This window comes from Mesorhizobium sp. CC13, from assembly GCF_039907765.1.
Taxonomy (GTDB): domain Bacteria; phylum Pseudomonadota; class Alphaproteobacteria; order Rhizobiales; family Rhizobiaceae; genus Aminobacter.
This window is the reverse complement of sequence record NZ_JARDJI010000007.1, coordinates 37,821-57,242: the sequence shown is the minus strand read 5'-3', so window position 1 is coordinate 57,242 and position 19,422 is coordinate 37,821. Positions and strand designations below refer to the sequence as shown.

Annotated in this window: 14 protein-coding genes; 6 read left to right on the top strand and 8 right to left on the bottom strand. The window is 61.5% G+C overall.

Going from position 1 to position 19,422, the window contains the following annotated elements; genetic code table 11:
- Positions 1–126 precede the first annotated feature (126 nt).
- Positions 127–612, top strand: a complete 486-nt coding sequence (locus PV773_RS12070; RefSeq protein ID WP_347966570.1) for an NUDIX hydrolase — start codon at positions 127–129, stop codon at positions 610–612.
- 678 nt (positions 613–1,290) lie between these two features.
- A complete protein-coding gene (locus PV773_RS12065) occupies positions 1,291–5,097 on the top strand; it encodes a vitamin B12-dependent ribonucleotide reductase (protein ID WP_347966569.1) in 3,807 nt (1,268 codons plus the stop codon).
- A gap of 482 nt (positions 5,098–5,579) precedes the next feature.
- On the opposite strand, the gene PV773_RS12060 is transcribed toward PV773_RS12065, so the two are convergent.
- The 3 genes from PV773_RS12060 to PV773_RS12050 are packed head-to-tail and all read right to left on the bottom strand — an operon-like array spanning position 5,580 to position 9,326.
- On the bottom strand, positions 5,580–6,626 hold the full coding sequence (locus PV773_RS12060) for a glutathione synthetase (RefSeq protein WP_347966568.1): 1,047 nt from the start codon (positions 6,624–6,626) through the stop codon (positions 5,580–5,582).
- Positions 6,627–6,639: 13 nt separating this feature from the next.
- Positions 6,640–8,505, bottom strand: a complete 1,866-nt coding sequence (locus tag PV773_RS12055; protein WP_347966567.1) for a flavohemoglobin expression-modulating QEGLA motif protein — start codon at positions 8,503–8,505, stop codon at positions 6,640–6,642.
- Entirely contained in the window at positions 8,502–9,326 is an 825-nt protein-coding gene (locus tag PV773_RS12050) for an N-formylglutamate amidohydrolase (RefSeq protein WP_347966566.1), read from the bottom strand. Before PV773_RS12050 ends, PV773_RS12055 begins: the two co-directional genes overlap by 4 nt.
- A gap of 826 nt (positions 9,327–10,152) precedes the next feature.
- Between PV773_RS12050 and PV773_RS12045 the strand changes: the two genes are divergently transcribed.
- Positions 10,153–10,386 carry a DUF2188 domain-containing protein gene (locus PV773_RS12045; protein ID WP_347966565.1) on the top strand — a complete coding sequence of 78 codons (234 nt, stop codon included), beginning with the start codon at positions 10,153–10,155 and terminating at the stop codon, positions 10,384–10,386.
- Between the two features lie 364 nt (positions 10,387–10,750).
- Here the strand turns inward: PV773_RS12045 and PV773_RS12040 are convergent, their stop codons facing one another.
- Positions 10,751–11,056 carry a hypothetical protein gene (locus PV773_RS12040; RefSeq protein ID WP_347966564.1) on the bottom strand — a complete coding sequence of 102 codons (306 nt, stop codon included), beginning with the start codon at positions 11,054–11,056 and terminating at the stop codon, positions 10,751–10,753.
- Positions 11,057–12,074: 1,018 nt separating this feature from the next.
- On the opposite strand from PV773_RS12040, the gene PV773_RS12035 reads away from it, so the two are divergent.
- Complete coding sequence (locus tag PV773_RS12035; protein ID WP_347966563.1) at positions 12,075–12,743, top strand: BA14K family protein; 669 nt, start codon at positions 12,075–12,077, stop codon at positions 12,741–12,743.
- Between the two features lie 151 nt (positions 12,744–12,894).
- Positions 12,895–14,442 (top strand): FAD-dependent oxidoreductase, encoded by a 1,548-nt coding sequence (locus PV773_RS12030; protein WP_347966562.1) that lies wholly within the window; start codon positions 12,895–12,897, stop codon positions 14,440–14,442.
- A 73-nt stretch (positions 14,443–14,515) separates the two neighbouring features.
- Here the strand turns inward: PV773_RS12030 and PV773_RS12025 are convergent, their stop codons facing one another.
- From PV773_RS12025 to PV773_RS12015, 3 genes are all read right to left on the bottom strand, one after another.
- Complete coding sequence (locus PV773_RS12025; RefSeq protein ID WP_347966561.1) at positions 14,516–14,863, bottom strand: hypothetical protein; 348 nt, start codon at positions 14,861–14,863, stop codon at positions 14,516–14,518.
- 54 nt (positions 14,864–14,917) lie between these two features.
- On the bottom strand, positions 14,918–15,142 hold the full coding sequence (locus PV773_RS12020) for a hypothetical protein (RefSeq protein WP_347966705.1): 225 nt from the start codon (positions 15,140–15,142) through the stop codon (positions 14,918–14,920).
- Positions 15,143–15,371: 229 nt separating this feature from the next.
- Positions 15,372–15,605, bottom strand: a complete 234-nt coding sequence (locus PV773_RS12015; RefSeq protein ID WP_347966560.1) for a hypothetical protein — start codon at positions 15,603–15,605, stop codon at positions 15,372–15,374.
- A gap of 344 nt (positions 15,606–15,949) precedes the next feature.
- Between PV773_RS12015 and PV773_RS12010 the strand changes: the two genes are divergently transcribed.
- Positions 15,950–16,234, top strand: a complete 285-nt coding sequence (locus PV773_RS12010) for a DUF1236 domain-containing protein (RefSeq protein WP_347966704.1) — start codon at positions 15,950–15,952, stop codon at positions 16,232–16,234.
- 249 nt (positions 16,235–16,483) lie between these two features.
- Here the strand turns inward: PV773_RS12010 and PV773_RS12005 are convergent, their stop codons facing one another.
- Positions 16,484–19,018, bottom strand: a complete 2,535-nt coding sequence (locus PV773_RS12005; protein ID WP_347966559.1) for an NAD-dependent epimerase/dehydratase family protein — start codon at positions 19,016–19,018, stop codon at positions 16,484–16,486.
- Positions 19,019–19,422 lie beyond the last annotated feature (404 nt).

Genomic DNA, 19,422 nt, shown 5'->3' with positions numbered 1-19,422 from the left:
CGACCGCTTTCGACGCCCGGCCAGCTGGCCGGGCGTTTTCGTTATCAGTCTATTTACTTTTGTTACGGAGGATTAACCTTACAATCGGTGAAACGGCAGTTGAGTCTCGGACTCGGGCAGGCGCCTATGCTGATGAATCACAACTATCTGGTCGAGCGCTTGCGCCGGCTCTTTGGAGCCTCGGCCTGCCGGCTCCAGGTCGCCGCCCTGCCCTGGCACCGGACCGCATCGGGCACCATCGAGATCATGCTGATCACCAGCCGCGACACCGGGCGCTGGGTCCTGCCCAAGGGCTGGCCCGAGGAGTCCGAACGGCTGTGCGAGACCGCCGCGCGCGAAGCGAGCGAGGAAGCGGGCCTGAGCGGCTCGATCGATACCCACGAGACCGGGCGCTACTACTACAGCAAGGAGCTTGCCGGCGGCGAGCATGTCGCCTGCGAAGTGCTCGTCTACCCGCTCGAGGTGCGCAAGGTCGCGGAAAAGTGGAAGGAACGGCGCCAGCGCACGCGCAAGTGGGTGACGCCCGGCGAGGCTGCCCGCATGGTCAACGAAGCCGATCTCGGCCGCCTCATCCTCGCCTTCGGCGCGGCACAGGCCAGGGTCGCCGCGTAGGACATCTTGCCGGACAGTATCGTCCGGCGTCGCGCAAATACCACCGGACCCGCCGCCTGGGGGCCGGATCCATGGTCTGGGGCGCTGTCCCCGACGCCGCAGTCGCCCTCTCCGGAGGGCGCCGTTCTCCCCGTTATCCACACTTGCCGCACACAAGATATTGGGGTCACAAAATCTGCATAAACGACTTCTTGACGTTCACCCCCGAGTCGCTTTTTATGACTCAAGCGCGCTAGTTGAGCGTGCGGCCGGAAAGTTTTGAGCCCGGTCTTTTTTCCCAGCTTTCGTGAGTTCTCGCTCGCATTTGCACCTGCCCTGGCGGGGTGTGGACGCGTGCGTTTCCGGGGTGCCAAGGGGTTGGCGGGTAAAAAATGGGGACTGGCGGAAATCTTCTGTTAATACTATATTTAGTGTTTGCAGGCAGTCTGGACGCTAGATAGTGTGAGTTGCCCTCGATGAGGGAGTCGCAACCAAAGTTTCAGCATGACGGGTCCGAGGCGGCTCGCAGGCTGGCGGGAAAGGCCCTCCGCAAGGAGATTTTCCAGTCGGTCGGCAGCTAATTCGGAAAATGGCAACCGGCCGCTCGGACGGCCGGAGAGAACGGGCGCGCGTCAGTCGCAATCACTACGGGCAATCCCCGGCGAAAGACGCTATATATAGACAAAAGGAAATCGACCGATGCAGATCGAGCGGCGTTTCACCAAGGATGGACAATCGGCTTATGCGGAGATCGAATTCCGCAAGGCCGTCTCCGAGATCAAGAACCCGGACGGTTCGATCGTCTTCCGGCTCGCCGACATCGACGTGCCCGCCCAGTTCAGCCAGGTCGCGGCCGACATCCTCGCCCAGAAGTATTTCCGCAAGGCCGGCGTTCCCGCGCGCCTGAAGAAGGTCGAGGAGAACGACGTCCCGTCCTTCCTGTGGCGCTCGGTTCCTGACGAGGCCGAACTCGAAAAGCTGCCCGAGAACGAACGCTACGGCTCCGAGACCGACGCCCGTCAGGTCTTCGACCGTCTCGCCGGCACCTGGACCTACTGGGGCTGGAAGGGCGGCTACTTCAAGAGCGAGGCCGATGCGCGCGCCTTCCGCGACGAGCTCGCCTACATGCTCGCCACCCAGCGCGTGGCGCCCAACTCGCCGCAGTGGTTCAACACCGGCCTGCACTGGGCCTATGGCATCGACGGCCCCGGCCAGGGCCATTTCTATGTCGACCCCTTCACCGGCAAGCTGACCAAGTCCAAGTCGGCCTACGAGCACCCGCAGCCGCACGCCTGCTTCATCCAGTCGGTCGCCGACGACCTCGTCAACGAGGGCGGCATCATGGACCTGTGGGTGCGCGAGGCGCGCCTGTTCAAATACGGCTCGGGCACCGGCTCGAACTTCTCGCACCTGCGCGGAGAAGGCGAAAAGCTTTCGGGCGGCGGCCGCTCGTCGGGCCTGATGAGCTTCCTCAAGATCGGCGACCGCGCAGCGGGCGCCATCAAGTCGGGCGGCACCACCCGTCGTGCGGCCAAGATGGTCGTCGTCGACGCCGACCACCCCGATATCGAGGCCTATATCGACTGGAAGGTGAAGGAAGAGCAGAAGGTGGCGGCGCTCGTCACCGGCTCCAAGATCGTGCGCCAGCACCTGACCAGGATCATGGCCGCTTGCGTCAACTGCGAAGGCCAGGACGACGACTGCTTCGATCCGACCGTCAACACCGCGCTCAAGCGCGAGATCAAGGCGGCCAAGAAGAGCGCGGTTCCGGAGAACTACATCAAGCGCGTCATCCAGTTCGCGCGCCAGGGCTACACCTCGATCGAGTTCTCGACCTACGACACCGACTGGGATTCTGAAGCCTACCTCACCGTCTCCGGCCAGAACTCCAACAACTCGGTCTCGCTCAAGGACAACTTCCTGCGCGCCGTCGAGGACGACGGCGACTGGCACCTGACCGCCCGCAAGGACGGCAAGGTTCTGAAGACGCTCAAGGCTCGCGACCTTTGGGAGAAGATCGGCTACGCCGCCTGGGCCTCGGCCGATCCGGGCTTGCACTTCAACACGACGATGAACGACTGGCACACCTGCGCCTCCGCGGGCGCCATCCGCGCGTCGAACCCGTGCTCGGAATACATGTTCCTCGACGACACGGCCTGCAACCTCGCCTCGATCAACCTCCTGCCCTACCGCATGGAGACCGGCGAGATCGACATCGCGGCCTACGAGCACACCGTGCGCCTGTGGACGATCGTGCTCGAGATCTCGGTGATGATGGCGCAGTTCCCGTCCAAGGAAATCGCCAAGCTCTCCTACGAATACCGCACGCTCGGCCTCGGCTATGCCAATATCGGCGGCCTCTTGATGACCTCGGGCATCCCCTACGACTCCGAAGAGGGCCGCGCCATCTGCGCAGCACTCACCGCGATCATGACCGGCATCGCCTATGCCACCTCGGCCGAGATGGCCTCCGAGCTCGGCGCCTTCCCCGACTACGACCGCAACGCCCAGAACATGCTGCGCGTCATGCGCAACCATCGCCGCGCCGCCTATGGCGACAAGGACGGCTACGAGAAGCTGTCGGTCAGCCCGGTGCCGCTGGTCGCCGCCGACCTCAAGCAGCAGGAACTGGTGAGCCACGCCCGCGCTGCCTGGGACCGCGCCATCGAGCTCGGCGAGGAGCACGGCTACCGCAACGCCCAGGCAACCGTGATCGCGCCCACCGGCACGATCGGCCTGGTCATGGACTGCGACACCACCGGCATCGAGCCCGACTTCGCCCTGGTCAAGTTCAAGAAGCTCGCCGGCGGCGGCTACTTCAAGATCATCAACCGCGCCGTGCCGGAAGCCCTGCGTACGCTCGGCTACAGCGAGAGCCAGATCGCCGAGATCGAGGCCTATGCGGTGGGCCACGGCAACCTCAACCAGGCCTCCGGCATCAACCCCTCGACGCTCAAGGCCAAGGGCTTCAGCGACGAGAAGATCGAGGTGCTGAACGCCGCGCTGAAGAGCGCCTTCGACATCAAGTTCGTGTTCAACAAGTGGACGCTGGGCGAGGACTTCTGCAAGGACGTGCTCGGCTTCACCGACGCGCAGCTCGACGACTTCGCCTTCGAGATGCTGCCGGCGCTCGGCTTCTCCAGGAAGGACATCGAGGCCGCCAACATCCACGTCTGCGGCGCCATGACGCTCGAAGGCGCGCCCTTCCTCAAGGACGAGCACCTCGCGGTCTTCGACTGCGCCAATCCCTGCGGCAAGATCGGCAAGCGCTATCTCTCGGTCGACAGCCACATCCTGATGATGGCCGCCGCCCAGCCCTTCATCTCGGGCGCCATCTCCAAGACCATCAACATGCCCAACGAGGCGACGGTCGACGACTGCAAGAACGCCTACATGCTGTCGTGGAAGCTGGCGCTGAAGGCCAACGCGCTCTACCGCGACGGCTCCAAGCTGTCGCAGCCGCTGAACGCCTCGCTGATCGCCGACACCGACGAGGACGAGGACGATGCGGTCGAGGCGCTGGTCGCGGCTCCCGCCGCCGCCAAGGCCGTCCAGGTCACCGAAAAGATCGTCGAGCGCGTCATCGAGCGGCTCTACCGCGACCGCGAGAAGCTGCCGAACCGCCGCAAGGGCTACACCCAGAAGGCCGTCGTCGGCGGCCACAAGGTCTACCTGCGCACCGGCGAGTTCGACGACGGCCGCCTGGGCGAGATCTTCATCGACATGCACAAGGAAGGGGCCGCCTTCCGCGCGATGATGAACAACTTCGCCATCGCCATCTCGCTCGGCCTGCAGTACGGCGTGCCGCTCGAGGAATATGTCGAGGCCTTCACCTTCACCAAGTTCGAGCCGGCCGGCATCGTCATCGGCAACGATGCGATCAAGAACGCCACCTCGATCCTCGACTACGTCTTCCGCGAGCTGGCCGTCAGCTACCTCGCCCGTCACGACCTCGCCCATGTCGACACTTCCGACTTCACCAACACCGCACTCGGCCGCGGCATCAACGAAGGCAAGGCCCTGCCCTTCTCCAAGGGCCTGACCCGCGGCGCCCCGCTCAAGGTCGTCTCCGGCCTCGCCGGCTCCGATCCCAAGGGTTCGGCCGCGCCCGCCTCGGCACCGGTGAAGACCGCGCCGACCGCGTTCGCGGGCTCGAACGTGCGCGCCATCTCGCCGGGCGCCACGGTGACGGCGCTCAAGTCGGTCACCTCGGAACTGCGCGAGGCGTCGACCGCCTACAAGCGCGACTACGAGGATCGCGCCAGGGAGTTCGCCGAGGACATCGCCGAGGAGGAAACCGTGACCGAGACCACCTCCGCGCTGTTCACCGACACTGCTGCCAACGAGGCGGCCGAGGCCAAGAAGCTCGCCGCCGCCCGCCGCAGCCAGGCGATGATGCAGGGCTACACCGGCAACGAATGCCTCGAGTGCCACAATTTCACCATGGTGCGTAACGGCACCTGCGAGAAGTGCGACACCTGCGGTGCCACCAGCGGCTGCAGCTGAGACGCGCTTGATGCGTGAAAATGCGACCTGACTTTGTCTCTGCAGGAAGCATTTTGGCGCGAACGCGACCTAGTCTAGTCTGGCTTTGAAATATGGCTCACCTGTCGCCTTCGGTCGCGTTCGCAATGAAATCCACGCTGGAAAAACAGGCCGCATAAGGCCAGAAACGAAACCCAGGACTCTCCCTCAAACCGGAGGAGATTGGGGTCTCAGGTCAATCGATATCCACGGAAGGTCACGGGCACGACTCGACGCGATCATGCAGGGACGGCGATCGTCCAAATGAGCAGGAACCAACAAGACAAACCGCCCTGAGGCATGAGCAGAGCGGATTCTAGACTAGTCACCCGGGCAAAAGTCTCCGGCAGGTCATTGGGAGCGATCAGCCGTAAGACAAGCCGGACACGCTCCAAACATAATTTTATCACGCAATCGCCAATGCCGCTGCGCTTCTGTCAGTTGCCCTGGATGTCCCCCGCCGCTCAAGACGTCGCCAGTTGAGAATTCGACATGGCCATCCCATAGGCCTTGCGCAATGTCAGCTTCTCTTCCAGCGAGGCGATCACGCTCATGGCAAAATCCGTTTTGTACATGGCGGCGGCCCGCGCCAGCCCGCCCGGGGTGAATACATTGATCTCAAGGAGTTTGTCGCCGACGATATCGAGCCCGACAAGGAACATGCCGTCGCTTACCAATTTGGGGCGCACCATTTCGGCGATGCCCAGCATTGTGTCCGTAACCTTGACCTTGCGTGCCGTCCCGGCTGCGTGGATGTTGGATCGTAGGTCGCCCTTGGCCGGGACGCGACGAAAGGCAGCGTAGCTGCCATCGCGCTCCAGCGGCCGACCATTCATCAGGAACAGGCGCGCGTCACCTGCCTTGGCCTCGGGAAGGTAGGCCTGCGCTATCAGATAGCCCTCGCCGCTGGCTGCCTCGAAGATCTGGTTGAGGTTGGAATCGTCGGGAGTCGCGATGTGGAAGACATTCTTGCCGCCAGACCCCTGTAGCGGTTTGACGATGCAGCCTTTTGGCTGCTTGTCGATGAAGGCACGGATTTCGGCAACGCTCCGCGATATCAGCGTCGGCGGCCTGACAACCTCCGGGAAAGCCTGAAGGTAGAGCTTGTTTTGCGCCTGAGCCAGGCCATCGGGATCGTTGATGACGAGCACGCCGCGCTCAGCGGCAAGCCGTCCGAACATGATGCCTGCGTTGGCGGCCCAGGACCGGTCGCTTGAGTCAAGCGATGGATCATTGCGCAGGAACAGAACGTCTATGTCCCCTATCGCGAACGTTCTTTTCTGGTTCGCAGCTTCCTGGAGAGCGGCATACAGCCTGTCGGACGTCCTGTAGGCGACGCCGGGCAGAACCACCACACTGACAGCCAGGCTGTCGTCCGGCCGCAGTATGAAGTCCCCCGGTTCAATATAGACGACGGAATGGCCGCGCTGGGCTGCAGTCAGTGCCAGCGTCGTGGTGGTGTAGCCGGGCATCTCGCTCTCGACGGAATTGACAAAGAACGCGATGCGCATCGACCACCTCCGGTCAGGTTTCAATCATGTCGATTGGCTCAATCCCCGCCATCGCCTTTTTGAGGCGCGGCCGTGCCGCCTCGGAGGAGAGGAAGGCCGGCTCCAGTCGGGGCGGCCCCAGCAGGCCGCGGGCGTTGAGCTCTTGAATCGCGCCGAAATGCGCGGCTGAGATCTTGCCGATCCAGAACGGCGTGAGGCTCCCGCCGCTCCTCAGATGATGGAGTACCTGCGTTACGCCGCGCAGATAAATGGCGTCCTTTGCGAGACCTCCACCACGGAAGACCCGCAAGACGACGTTGAAGGCACTGCGTTCATCTAAACCGTGATCTCTGTGGAGGAGCCGGAAGACCTCTTCGAAGGCCGCCCTGGAAAGCATGGCCTGGCATGCGATGACCCTGGCCGCGATCAGCCTCAACCGCGCTGCGGTCATGCCGCCGACCAGATATTCAGCCAGAACGGCCAGCCCCTCCTGCATGCCCTCGTATCCGGCGAGCCCATTGCGGAGCATGGAAAGCCCCTGCATATCACCATTGAAATAGGTCAGCAGGTGAACACCGACCTCGTGGCTGAGGAGCGCCGCCAAACGCTCTGGTGCGAGCCTGGTGTCGCGCGAGACGAATAGCCGGTTACGAGAAACGAGGAGGCCGGCAGGCAGGTCCGCGCGGATTTCCACCGAAGCGTCGAAATCAGGATGCATGGCGCGGTATGCGGCGATCATGTCTCGTGCTGCTGCGGCAACGGCGTCAGCACTGAGACCCTCCGCCTGGATTGCCGCTGGGGCGTCAGGCGTTTTCTCAAGAATTGCGCGTGCCCTTGCGGCCAGACCTGGCTCGACGTCTCCATAGAGCGCTCGCCCAAGCTCGACGAAGCGGGGCGTCTCGCGCGCCGCGAGCATAGATAGTTGCAGGTCGAGTTCCTGCTGCTTTTCGGAAAGCAGCTCGGTCAGGACCGGATCCTCCAGATGGTCGAGTGAAATCGAGTAGAGCTTCCGTTTTTCGGCGGAGACCTCGAACTCGAGCGGCCTGTAAAGGAGCCTCGGAGCTTGCTCGAAATCGCGTGCCCGGAACTCAAGCCATGCCGACTCGGCATTGATCGGCGTGACGGCAAGCAGGAAATCGAAAGCCGTCGCGACCTCGTCGATTGCCCGGTCGGCACGGGCCACGGCGTCTATGAAGGCGCGCCGGCCGAGCGAACGATGGGTTGCGGGCGGCTCGAGACTTGATGCGCTCAGAAAGGCGCTGACGGCCTGGAGCGCGGAATCGACCATGTTGGCGACAACAAGATCGCGCAAAGCGGGGTAGATGCGCTCGGCGCCGGGCACCTTGTAGATCCTTGCGAAACGCACGGCGAGCCATGCAACATCGTCGAGGCGATCGGAGAGCCTGGCCTCCCCGCCTGAAGCGGGGCCGAGGTCGCCCACACGGGGCGTCCGGTATTTTGCTTCCCGCTCCGACGCGGCGGCCGCGAAACGCTTGAGGGCCGCCTTCTCGGCTGTCGTTCCACCGCTCGCCAACGCGATCTCGAAAGGCGTGAGGAATGGCGCATCATCTGTCAGGAACCGGTCTTCGGCCAACTCGCCGAAATCTAGTACGAGGAATGCGCCGCAATGATCGCGCATCCTTCGTGCCACCATCCGCACCACGTCGCCGGCGATGTCGACGTCGGCTGCGATCAAATACGACGCGCTGGCGGAGGCGATATGGAATGCCGCATTCTGGTACCGCCCTATATGAACGCAGAGAAAGGGCAGTGGCCGGTCCATGTGCAGCCGGTTGCCGTTGCAGAAATCGTGACGGACTGGCTTGCCATCCTTCAGCAACCCGTCGAGCGACAGCTCGATAGCCGGCAACGAATCTGGCTCGACGAGCTTCGGCTTCATGTCATGCCCCGCAACGCCGTTTCGAGGACAGGCACAGTGGAGGCCAGCGCCACGCGCAACTGTCTGATCGCTGGCCAGTCCGGCTCGCCGCTCCATTCGTCCATGAATATCTTCTTGAACTCCACGGCGATGGCGCACCCGGTTCTGGGAAAGTTCGCGTGAACGAAACGGGTCTGTTCGCCCTTACCCTGGAAAGACACGTTCTCGCGCACGTCGAGACGTCTCCCGTCAAGACGATGGCCACGCAGCTTCTCCATGAAAGGGTCGACGACGGGCGCCCATCGCTTGCGGTCCATCGAGAACGTGCCGATGTTGATGTCGGGCGCCTGGTCCTGCGCTGCCGGTCTTGCCTTCGGGCCATCGCGGCGGTGGTTGTAGCTATGGACGTCGACAAGCACGAACTCGCCGTACTGCCTCTCGATGCCGGTGAGCACACGCCTCAACTCGCCGTAAAAGGCGTCATGGAAAGCGAGAGATTCCGTGGCAATGTCTTCGCCGGGCAGTTCTCGCCACACTTTCAAGCCCCAGGATTGTTCGGGCGACAGGTAGATTGCAACGTCGCGCGCCCGGTTCAAATCGACCTCGAAGCGCGATCTATGGACGACTATCTGTGTTGGGAAGTCGGCAATCAGGCGTTCAGTGAATGGGTCTTCCTCTCGACGCCTGCCAGGTTCGGAAAGGCACATGAGAGGTTGGCAGGCGCGTCCCACGTCGCTGCCGCTATGGATCGCGGTGCCCACGACCGGAGAATCCCCCAGCTTGATCGTCCAACCTGCCGGTGATCCGCCTAGATCCGTACTCGTTGCGCGCGAGTTCACCATCCATCGAAATGCTCGAAAGGCGCGGACGGTTCCGGTCCCTGATACCCCCCGCGGCCTGTCTGACGATCGATGTGACGCTACTGCCGTTCCTCTCCTAGGCCGGTCTGAGTTTGCCTCGCGGAATGCTCGCCCGCAAATATGCCTCGTCCCGCACGCCGGCTCGATAAAGTCGGATCAGCGTGCGGGCAATCTCTGTGGCCCAAATTGAAGTTGGGTCCTCGCCGCGATCGGTGCAGACCCTGTCGAATGCTCGTTGAAGCAAAGCCAGATCCCGCGGGCGAAGGGGTGGGTATGTATTGCGAAAACTCTTGGGTCCCACAGGAGCCTCCTACGGTAGGAACGGGAGCAAAAATCATTCGCGCCCTCAACCACCTAGAGCACGCCGGCGGTCCAGGTAGACGCCCGCCTCAAGAAAACCGCTGTCTTTCAAAGCGACGCCGGTTTGTCGCCCGACGGCACCACGCCGGCGGAACACTCCCCAACTCTTGGCGTTGTGAAACTGTCACGATGCGAAACTCTACGAGGCTTGGGAGAGCAACAATGAACAACATCATCTATCTGGTCGGCCTGGTCGTCATTGTCCTGGTGATCTTGTCGTTCTTTGGCCTCAGGTAAGGGCTTGCCAAGGCCCCGAAACACACCCTTCGATCCCCGGCTGCCAAATATCCACATCCACTCGGCGACGTGGCGCCGGGGCGGAGCCTCAGTCGAGCAGCGACCTGAAGGCAGGTTCATGCGGCCGGTGATGCGACCAATCACATTTCGGGTCGGACGCAACTCAAGCATCCGATCGGCATTCTATCGATACCGCTCGCGGGAGGTCGCCATGGTCAAGCACAACATATTCCACACCGTGCCCGGCAAGAAAGGCTGGAACGTCAAGGAAGGCGGAGAGATAGTATCCAGCCACAAGACGCAGAAGCTCGGCTGGGCTGCTGCCGTCAAGGCGTGCCGGGCGGCCTGTGAAACGGGAAGGAGCAGTAAAGCCGTGCTGCACAGGGTCGACGGCAGTATCCGAGAGGAGCGGCTCTACGACCGATCCCCCAGCCAATTGGGGTGATTGCATGCGATGAGCGCCGGCGTCCCGCCTTCGAGCGCATGTCACGATCTGTGCGCAGGCGCCCATGTCGGCCACATCGCCGCCAAAGTCTAGCGCTCAGGGCGTTGTCGCGGTGGCTGCCAGTCCGGCCCCGCCTCGATCGCCCGAACGTCTCCCTCCTGGATGGTTATGGCTCCAAGGCTCGGTACCAGAACCACCAGTTGCCCATTATCCAGTTTGTCGCGGACCTCAAGCCGCAGGTAGACGAAATCGCCCACATTTATCACGCGTCGGGCCACCGAAGATGTCCTTCCCAGAACTTTTCACGAGGTCGCACCGCGGCCTATCCCGAAAGTGCCAACCTGAAACGGGTGACGCGACACCGTCAATGCAGCTCTACATCCGGCTCGCAACATTGTCTCAAGTCCTCGAGCCGCCGGCGGGCTTCGGCTCGGAAGGGCTCTGCAACCGCAACGGCTTGGTCCCGGTCGCCCGCATCGGCCATTTCGAGGGCAAACAACAACAAGGCAAAGCTGATATTGAACGCATCGATCGCCTCGGCAAAGACCTGGCTCTCGTCCCCAGCCGATGAGACGTCGCCGATCAGTGGTCTAACTTGCGATTGAAGCTCGCAGATTGGCTCCGGCAATTCGGAGATCAACCTGGAAATCTCGTCAAGAGCATCACCCACGCCAGCCTCCCAGCGCAGTCTCCGCATCCTTTGGCCGGATGGCACTGCCAACAGCGGCCGTTCGTCTCCGGCATTCTACTCCCAAAGTCCGGTGGGCCGCAGCAAGAACGTGGCGGCGCACCGAAGGCCTGCCGTCACAGGTGCTCCTGCTGCGTGGCGCAGGATCGTGGGATCGGGCAGCCTGGCTTGGTAGGGCGCGTCATTGCTCCGGGCTATGGCGTGGCGCTCATGCTGCCCGATCGATCAGGGCGCTCGCGCCTTCCTGTGAGGCACAATGCGCACAGCAATAAATCACGTCGGCCTGTTCAACGCCGTGGCCAATTACACGGCAAGCGCAGTGGGCGCACAATGGAGCCAGCTTCTGGACCGCGCATTCGAAGCAGTCGAAGGTGTAGATCGAGCCGTCCATGTTCACCTGAAACGTCTTGTCGTAGTCGTTCCCGCATTGATCACATATTGCCATCTCTCTTCACTCCCGTTCGACAGCCCAAGCTCGGCCGAGCCGCGTTGGGCTAGTTTCACCCTCCCCACCCGCGACGAGTCGAACAAACGCTGCTGGATTTGGTTCCGCGCGGTCCAGTGGAGGTGACGGCCGGCGCAAGTCGCCAACTCCTGGACGTCGCCGCAATCGATCAGCGCTCGTCCTCATCGTCATGGACATTGCCGTGCTTGACGAAGTCGTCGTTCTCCTCGGATCCTTCATCCGGACCTAAGGGTGCGGGCCGCCGATCTTTCCGGCTCGGTTCATTGCCAGGCTGGTTGGGGTGAAATGGATCCTCACGCCGAGGCATTCCCGCATCGCGCTCAATGCCTCTGTTTGGTCGTCGTGCCGACATCAGACTTGCTCCTCGTTGCTCGTTTCGGGGTAGGAGCAATCACGCCCAAAGGATCTGGTTCCGGCCGGACGTAAAAGTGAACAGCGGCAGGCTGGAGTTGCAGGCTTCTCCCCGAAGGCTCATTCGGAACCAACCGAGGCGTCCCGCATTTTCACCTCGATCACCAGCGGGACCAGTCTGTCGTGAGAGCCGTACTGTTTGCACTAAATGGCCTTGCCCTGGCGATTTTCGTTTTCGTCAGCGGCTTGATCACGGCGACGGCATTCTTTTCGGCCGAGCCCGAGCGACATCTCGATATGACGCAGGACACTGCCGGACTCTGGACCACCCAAGCCGTGAAGGTGGACACATCCGCACAAAAATTCGAGCGTGTTGCGCCCCGACCGGTTCCGAAGCAGGCGCTCGTCACAACGGCCGAAGAAAAAGTCTCCGCGGCCCTGCCCCAGGCTGGCACCGACCTGCCTTCGGTGCCCTTTGAGCAGACCGATCAAGCGACCTTGGAGCCGCAAGTCCAGATAAACGATGCTCAGGTCGAGTGGTGCTCAAGCCGCTACCGATCCTATCGACCGAGCGACAATAGCTATCTTTCCTACAGCGGAAGACGACGCGAATGCGTCTCGCCATACTCTGACGCTGCGGGCGACGGAATTTCGTCCTATCCCCCCACGAACGATGTCGAATTTGTTGGAGCCATTCCCGAGCCGACATCGGCAGATGTGGAGCTTGCCTACCCGCAGGCCTATCCCGATCAGGAGCACGTGGAATCCTGCTTCAGCCGATATCGGTCGTATCGGCCAGAAGACAACAGCTACCAGCCATTCGATGGCGGCCCGCGGCGGCAATGCCGTTAGCCACGGGGCCTCCGGGATACTTCAGGACACGAGGAAGCGACGCCTGCGACTATAGACATGGTCGCAAGCAACGGAACGATCACGATAGCAGTCCGTTGGGCTTTTGGTCGATGCAAACGGCGCCTTCCGGCCGACCCAAAGGAGCGCAGCGATGACAGATCAAGCTTTGAGCCGTCCTTTCTGGTTTCCGTCGGAACCAAACGCAAAGAACTACCCTCAGTTGAACGGTGACCGACACGTCGACGCGGCGGTCGTGGGTGCGGGCATAGTGGGGTTGACGACCGCTCACCTTCTCGCCGCAGCGGGTTTGAAGGTGGCTGTAGTCGAGGCACGGCAAGTGGGCAGACAAGCCACCGGGCGTTCCACCGCCAAAGTGACGTCCCAACATGGGATGCGATACGCGAAGCTGATCAGGGAGATTGGCGAGACCAGTGCCCGTCGGTATGCCGGAGCCAACGAAAGCGCGGTGGATCAAATCCGTACGCTGGTGGCAGACAATGACATCGATTGCGGAATGGAGGACCGATCCGCCTGTGTTTTCGGGTGGGACAAGAATGATCGCCGGAACCTTGTCGAAGAGGCGGACGCGGCCAGCAGGCTGGGCCTGCCGGCAAGCTTTGTCGAGGAGACCGGACTACCCTTCCCCACCGCAGGCGCCGTGATCTTCGCGCATCAGGCTCAGTTTGACCCCTTCAGATATCTTCTCGGCTTGGCCGAGGTCGTCTCGCATGAAGCCGAACTGTTCGAGCATACGCGCGCGACCGAAATCGACCTTACCGAGCCGGCTCGAGTGAAGACCGAGAGGGGAACCATTGCGGCCGCTAGCGTGGTCCTGGCAACTCAGCTGCCCACCGTGGCCGAGGGCCGTTTCTACATAAAGGCATATCCTGTCGCCCACCCGCTCGTTGCGGCGCGGCTTCCGGTTGAGCACCGGCTTGACAGAATGTACATCAGCAATTCCTCGCCCATCCGCTCCCTCCGAACAGCGCGCCAGTCAGACGAGACCTATCTTATCGCTGTCGGAGACGGTTACAGGCCGGGCTCCACTGTCGACGAAATCCGAGCCATGCAGGAACTTCATGAATTCATTCGTCGCCATTTCGCCATCGAGCAGACGTCCCATTCCTGGACCAACGAAGACTTTGTGCCGATGGATGGCCTGCCCTTCATTGGACCGATCTGCGCCGGAATCGGTAACATTCATGTAGCGACCGGCTTCGGCGCCTGGGGAATCACGCAAGCAACCGTGGCGGCGCAATTGCTGGCCGATCGGATTCTCGGACGATCCAACGACCTTGCCGGACTGTTCGACCCGTCCGATAGAAGCGTCATTCGATCGGCGCCGACCTTCATCTCGGAAAACCTGCGAACCGGGGTGCGGCTAGTTTCCGACAAGTTGTTCAAGGCACGGATCGAGAATCTCGCCGACATTCCCGACGACGAGGGAGGGATCATCGAGTTCGACGGGGAATTGATCGCAGTGCTAAAGCAGGGCTCCGAGGTCGCCAGCGCGTTTTCGGCAAGCTGCACGCATCTGGGCTGCGTGCTGGGATGGAACCCGGTTGATCGCAGCTGGGACTGCCCCTGCCATGGCTCGCGCTTCGATACCGAAGGGCAGGTGATTGCTGGGCCGGCGGTATCACCTTTGAGGCCTCACCGGCTCAGAAAGGCCGCGCAAAAACTTACCCAAGCAAGCTGACCATTTGCGCGAAGATGACGAAAATGATCGCCGTCTCGCCAGCGCCTCCCGGAGATGCCAAGGCGCAAGCCTCTTAGTAGTACCATCGGCGGTACGTGTCCTGGCCAACCTGGCTGAACAGGCAGCCGAGCGCAAAGCCGACCATGCAGCCGATCAGCATGGAAGAAGAGAAAGTGCCTGGGTTGTCGCGAACTGCTTCAGAAACAGTGACGGCCCGGCTGCGCAAAGCCTGCGTCGCTCTTGAGGCGCGGTCGCTGGCGCCATCGTACCAGTGTCGAGCCTCCTCCGCGGCCTCTTCAGCCTGTTCGGCTAGAAGACGATTGATCTTGCTCACCTCGCGCTTTAGCTGGGCCACCTGCTTTTCCAGAGCCTCCTGGACCTCGCGCTGGGTCATCTTCGATGTGTTGTTGTCGTCTGGCATCGCAAACTGTCCTTTCGGTAGAGGTGAATGGTGCAAACGAACCGCGGGACAACGTCAGCCCCGCCCCTTTTCGAGCACATCGCCAAGATCGCTCCTGTCGGGATCCTCGAGGTTTTCGCCCGCGGCGTCTCGGTCGCTTTTCGGATCGTCCTTTGCAGGTAGATAGCCCCTGGGGCGGTTCTCCGGGGGGCCTTCCCACCTTGGGCGCTGCTCCGTGGTGCCTGGTTGCCCGTCCGGGTTTTGGTCCGGCGCTTCCCGAGTATCCCGAGGCGGACGTATGTGGTCGTGGCGCTTGGGCGTTTCGGACCTGCTGGGACCAGGTTCATCAGTTGGTTTGTCAGGCATATCCGGTCACTCCAGCTGCTCGGTTTTGTTGAGGAAACTGGCTAGCGGCCAGATAGGTTCCCGGACGGGGCGATTGCAGGCGCGAGCGGAAGGCGGCGAGTGAAACCGCGGAATAGCTCAAGATGTCTGATGAAGGACCGCTAGACCTGGTTCGGGATGCCATCTAAGCCAATGCCCCGAAGAGCAGGATAATTGCACCGACCACGATCAGAAGCAGCGCCGGCCCGTTGCGGCCGATTCCGAGAAACCGCATGCCACCATGACGAGGCTCCAAGGTGCGGCCTACCTCCGTGTCGGCACGACTGTTGCTGAGCTGGTCCCGATAGACAGCAGACAACGCCGACATCACCACGCCACAACCAAGCAGCAACGCACCAATCCACATGACCATGGCCATTCCGGGCTCCCTCGGCCAACTTCGGATCAACGCATAGAAGAGGATTTCGATCCGGACCGGGCCGGACCGGGGGAAGCCGTCACGTCGCCTGGGTGTTCCGTCAATTTTTGAGCGGCGTTCCTAGGTCGATGGCAGACTTCGTGGGCGCAAGGATCGCGGAACCAGCCATCTGATCCCGGCCCACCCATGTGGTGCCAGCCAGAAAACGCGGACACGTTAAGGTAGCGCTGCCAATCCGCCTTTGTCGGAACCCCTCACGTTCGGCCACGTTGTGCAGTGTGGTTTCCGCCCATTTCGGCAACCAAAGCCAGGAGAACGTGATGAAAAAGCAAATTGCAGCCCTGATGTCCGGGCTCATCCTCGCCGTCAGTGCGACCGTTGGCTACGCACAGACAGCCGTGGTCATCCAGCCAGAGCAGCAGACCCTTATCAGAGAGTATGTGAAAAAGAAGCCCCTCGCCTCGATCACACTGCCGGGTCTGGAACTTAACATCGGCAGCAAGCTGCCTGAAACTGTCGAGCTACACGCCGTCGAAGTGCCAGACGTCACGTATCAATATGTCATCGTCGACGGTCGCACGGTGCTGGTGGACCCTGGCACTCGCGAGATCGTCTACGTCATGGACTAGGTTCAAGTTGGACCAGAAGTGTCAGTTGCGCCCCAATCAAACTCCCAGCGGCAAAGGAACTCCGGCATGAAGCCTCGCAGCGACCCTCTTCACCAAAAGGTGGCGAGGGTCTGCGCGTCGATGTGAGTCATCGCACGACCTGTCACCGACTCTGAGGGCGAGAGCAGGGTGGGGCCGTTTGGCCGGCTAAACCCACTTCTACAGCGGTTCTGGTCTTGACCGAATCTACAGGGATTCCGGTCGGTGCTCTCACACGACGTATCGATCCCAAGGGCCGTAGTGCTCGTCGCTCCTTTTTCCGCGCGGCAAGCTGAGGCAGATCACCAGGATGCCCGCAACGATGTCGTTGAAGGTCGCGCCGATGGTCACGCCACTGAGCAGCCACGGGGCTGCGATCAGCCATATACCAAACACAACATTGAGCAACCGTAGCGGCCGAGCCACTTCAGCCATGGCGCAGACCGCAATGGTTATGATCATGGCGCCCGCTAGGTGATTGGCGTTTGCGGCGGCACCCACGGCGTCGAACACCAGCGGTGAAAACATGAGCCAGGCGCCAACGATGCAACTTGCAACGAGTGTCCAGGGAGCCGTCACGCCTCGGAGTGCTGCCTTGGATTGAGCGGGGAAATTTGCAGAAAAACCGGGATCGTTCCTGTCGGTTTCTCCATTGGGCTCTGGACCACCCTGGAAGAAGGTCCGCCAGAACGGACGGCCTTCGCGCGTGCTGCGCATCATGTACTGCCCCATCGCCACGACCTCATCGAGCGTGAATGGGATCATGATCAGCATGCCGGCCGCCGCGATCAGGCAGAGCGTGCAATAGGTGCCTATCATGACTGGCTGGATGATGATGAAGAAGATTGAGACGCCGCCAAGCGGTACTACGAGAATAAAGAAGAATGTAACCATCCAGGGCATGGTGCGCCAGCGGTCAGCGGTGCCCATCGCGCCCATCAGGGTCTCAACCATATAGGCCACGGCTCCGAGTCCAGCATCAGCAATCGGCCATGCCCTCGACACGTCGGACGTGATGATGAACTCCGTACCATTCTTGTCGTCGCTCCCGGAGAAGAACGGCTCCCAGATCGCCCCTGTATGTCCGAGCTGATAGGCAGTGAGGTAACGCGCAATGAGGAACCCGAAGAAGCCGAGTGCAATGATGGGCAGGCGCTGAAGCCACGACGACGGGGAATAGGTCCAGCCGGGCGGAACAGTGCTCTTGTCCATCATCCCTTCGTGGCTCATGCCAGGCATCATCGGAACGAGCACCGAGAACGAGATGGCCAGCGACCCGACTATGATGTCATTCAACGTCGCCGCTGCACTCGGCGTCCAAAAGACCAGGGGCGCAAATAGAAGCCAGAGGCCAACGACCGTTGTGCCCCACTGCGCAACTGAGAAGCGGGGCGACAGTGCGAGCGCGCCGAAGAGCATCAGCAGCACCCCGGACGCGATATCGCTCCAGCCCGTGAGTGCATTGCGCAAGGCGGGATCCCATAATCCGCGCTCGTCTGTAACAGAGCGTACCGTACCAGCCGCCGCCGGATCAAAAAGTGCGAGCGACACCGGACTGGTAAGAAGCCAGGCACCAAGAGCGAAAACCAGGAAATGAACCCAAAGCATTTGCTGGCCCATTTCCGTCATATCCGCCATGTGTCCAGGCTTCATTTTGTCGTGTTCGGCGTGAAAAGTCCGGGCTCGCTCTCGTGCCTTTGCTCCGCTACCGGCCACCTTGGAGGCATTGAGCTTGTTTGCCCGGTACCAGGCGGCAGGATCGGCCTTGAGCGCATCGATCATCCGTGGCAGCGTGTCACGCAAGGAATGCCGCGGTTGCCAGTCGAGAAACTCGCGGGCGCGGCTGATGTCGATGGCGTAGTGGTCGTCGGCGATATCGACCATCCATGGACGAACGAAGGTATCCTCACCGAGCAGGTCCTGCTGTACCCATGCCCCGGTCTTGGCCAGAGACTTGGAGACCTCCTGCGTCTCCCAGGCCTCATCGTGAATCAGCCGACCGATCTCAGCTTGCAAGTCGCCGTAGCCAATGACTTCGGGTTCGCCTAGAAGCAGCGCCAGCTCGGACGGAAGTTCTTTCCGTTTCGCTATCATGCGCGCCAGTGCAACTGTGAGATCGTCCAGATGCAAATACGACTGTCCGGTGCGCAAGTCGCCCGGATAGACGTGGCCGATTGGATCCCGTTCGAAGATTCGCGCAATCTGATGGGCGAGGAAGGCGTTGCGACATAGGTCGTCATAGACACCGGCCGGCCGCAAATAGACGACTGGTATCGAGCCGTGCTGGGTGTGGACAACACGCTCGGCTTCGATCTTGGACGCACGATAGGGAAGGTTTGACTCCAGCGGCCAGTCTTCGTTGATTACATCGCCAGGTCGCCCTGCCTTGTGCGCCAGCATCGAACTCGCGAAAACAAATTGTTCCACTTCGAACGGCCGCAATGCGCGCAGCAGCCTTTCGGTGCCGCGGACGGTTATCTGCTCATAGAGCGGATTTGGCTCTCCAGTGAGATCGAAATACGCCGCGAGATGAACCACACAGGCAATGCGGCCGCCATAGGCCGTTCGCACGCGTTCCAGGCCGGCCGCAAGGGCTTCTTCAGACCTCAGGTCAATACAGACGCACTCGGCCGCTGGAGGCGGTTGCCGTGTTGCAGCCGTGTCGAAACCGACGAGGGCAAACCGCCCTGCGAGCCTGTTGACCAAGGCAGATCCGATGAACCCGGTGCTGCCCGTCACGATGATCGTCTCTTTCCGTTTCGGCACTTGACCCTCCAAAGCTCTCGATGGACGACATTGGGCGACCTGCGTCACGGATTTGATCGGTTTGTATTCGTAAGAACTTCCGAGATGCGATTTAGCTCCCAGGTCAGCTCTCCTATTCCGAAAACAATTCGGCGGAAGGCAATTTCGTCAACATTACACTTAACTGGATGGTCGACTTTATTGGAAGGTCGCGGCCAAGACTTGGCGACCCCTTCGGCATTCCAGATAGTACGTTATCGACCCGGTTGTTGCCTTTCCGAACCGGCAGGGGCGCCGCGCCGGATCGTTGAGACCATGGATGCCCCCTGCCCTCGTTCTTCTTGGCCCTTGTTGCCCGACCATCAATGGCAAGACAAATGGGCCTCGTCCGCAAGTCGGGCGCTAGTCGCAAGCCAGCAGCCAAG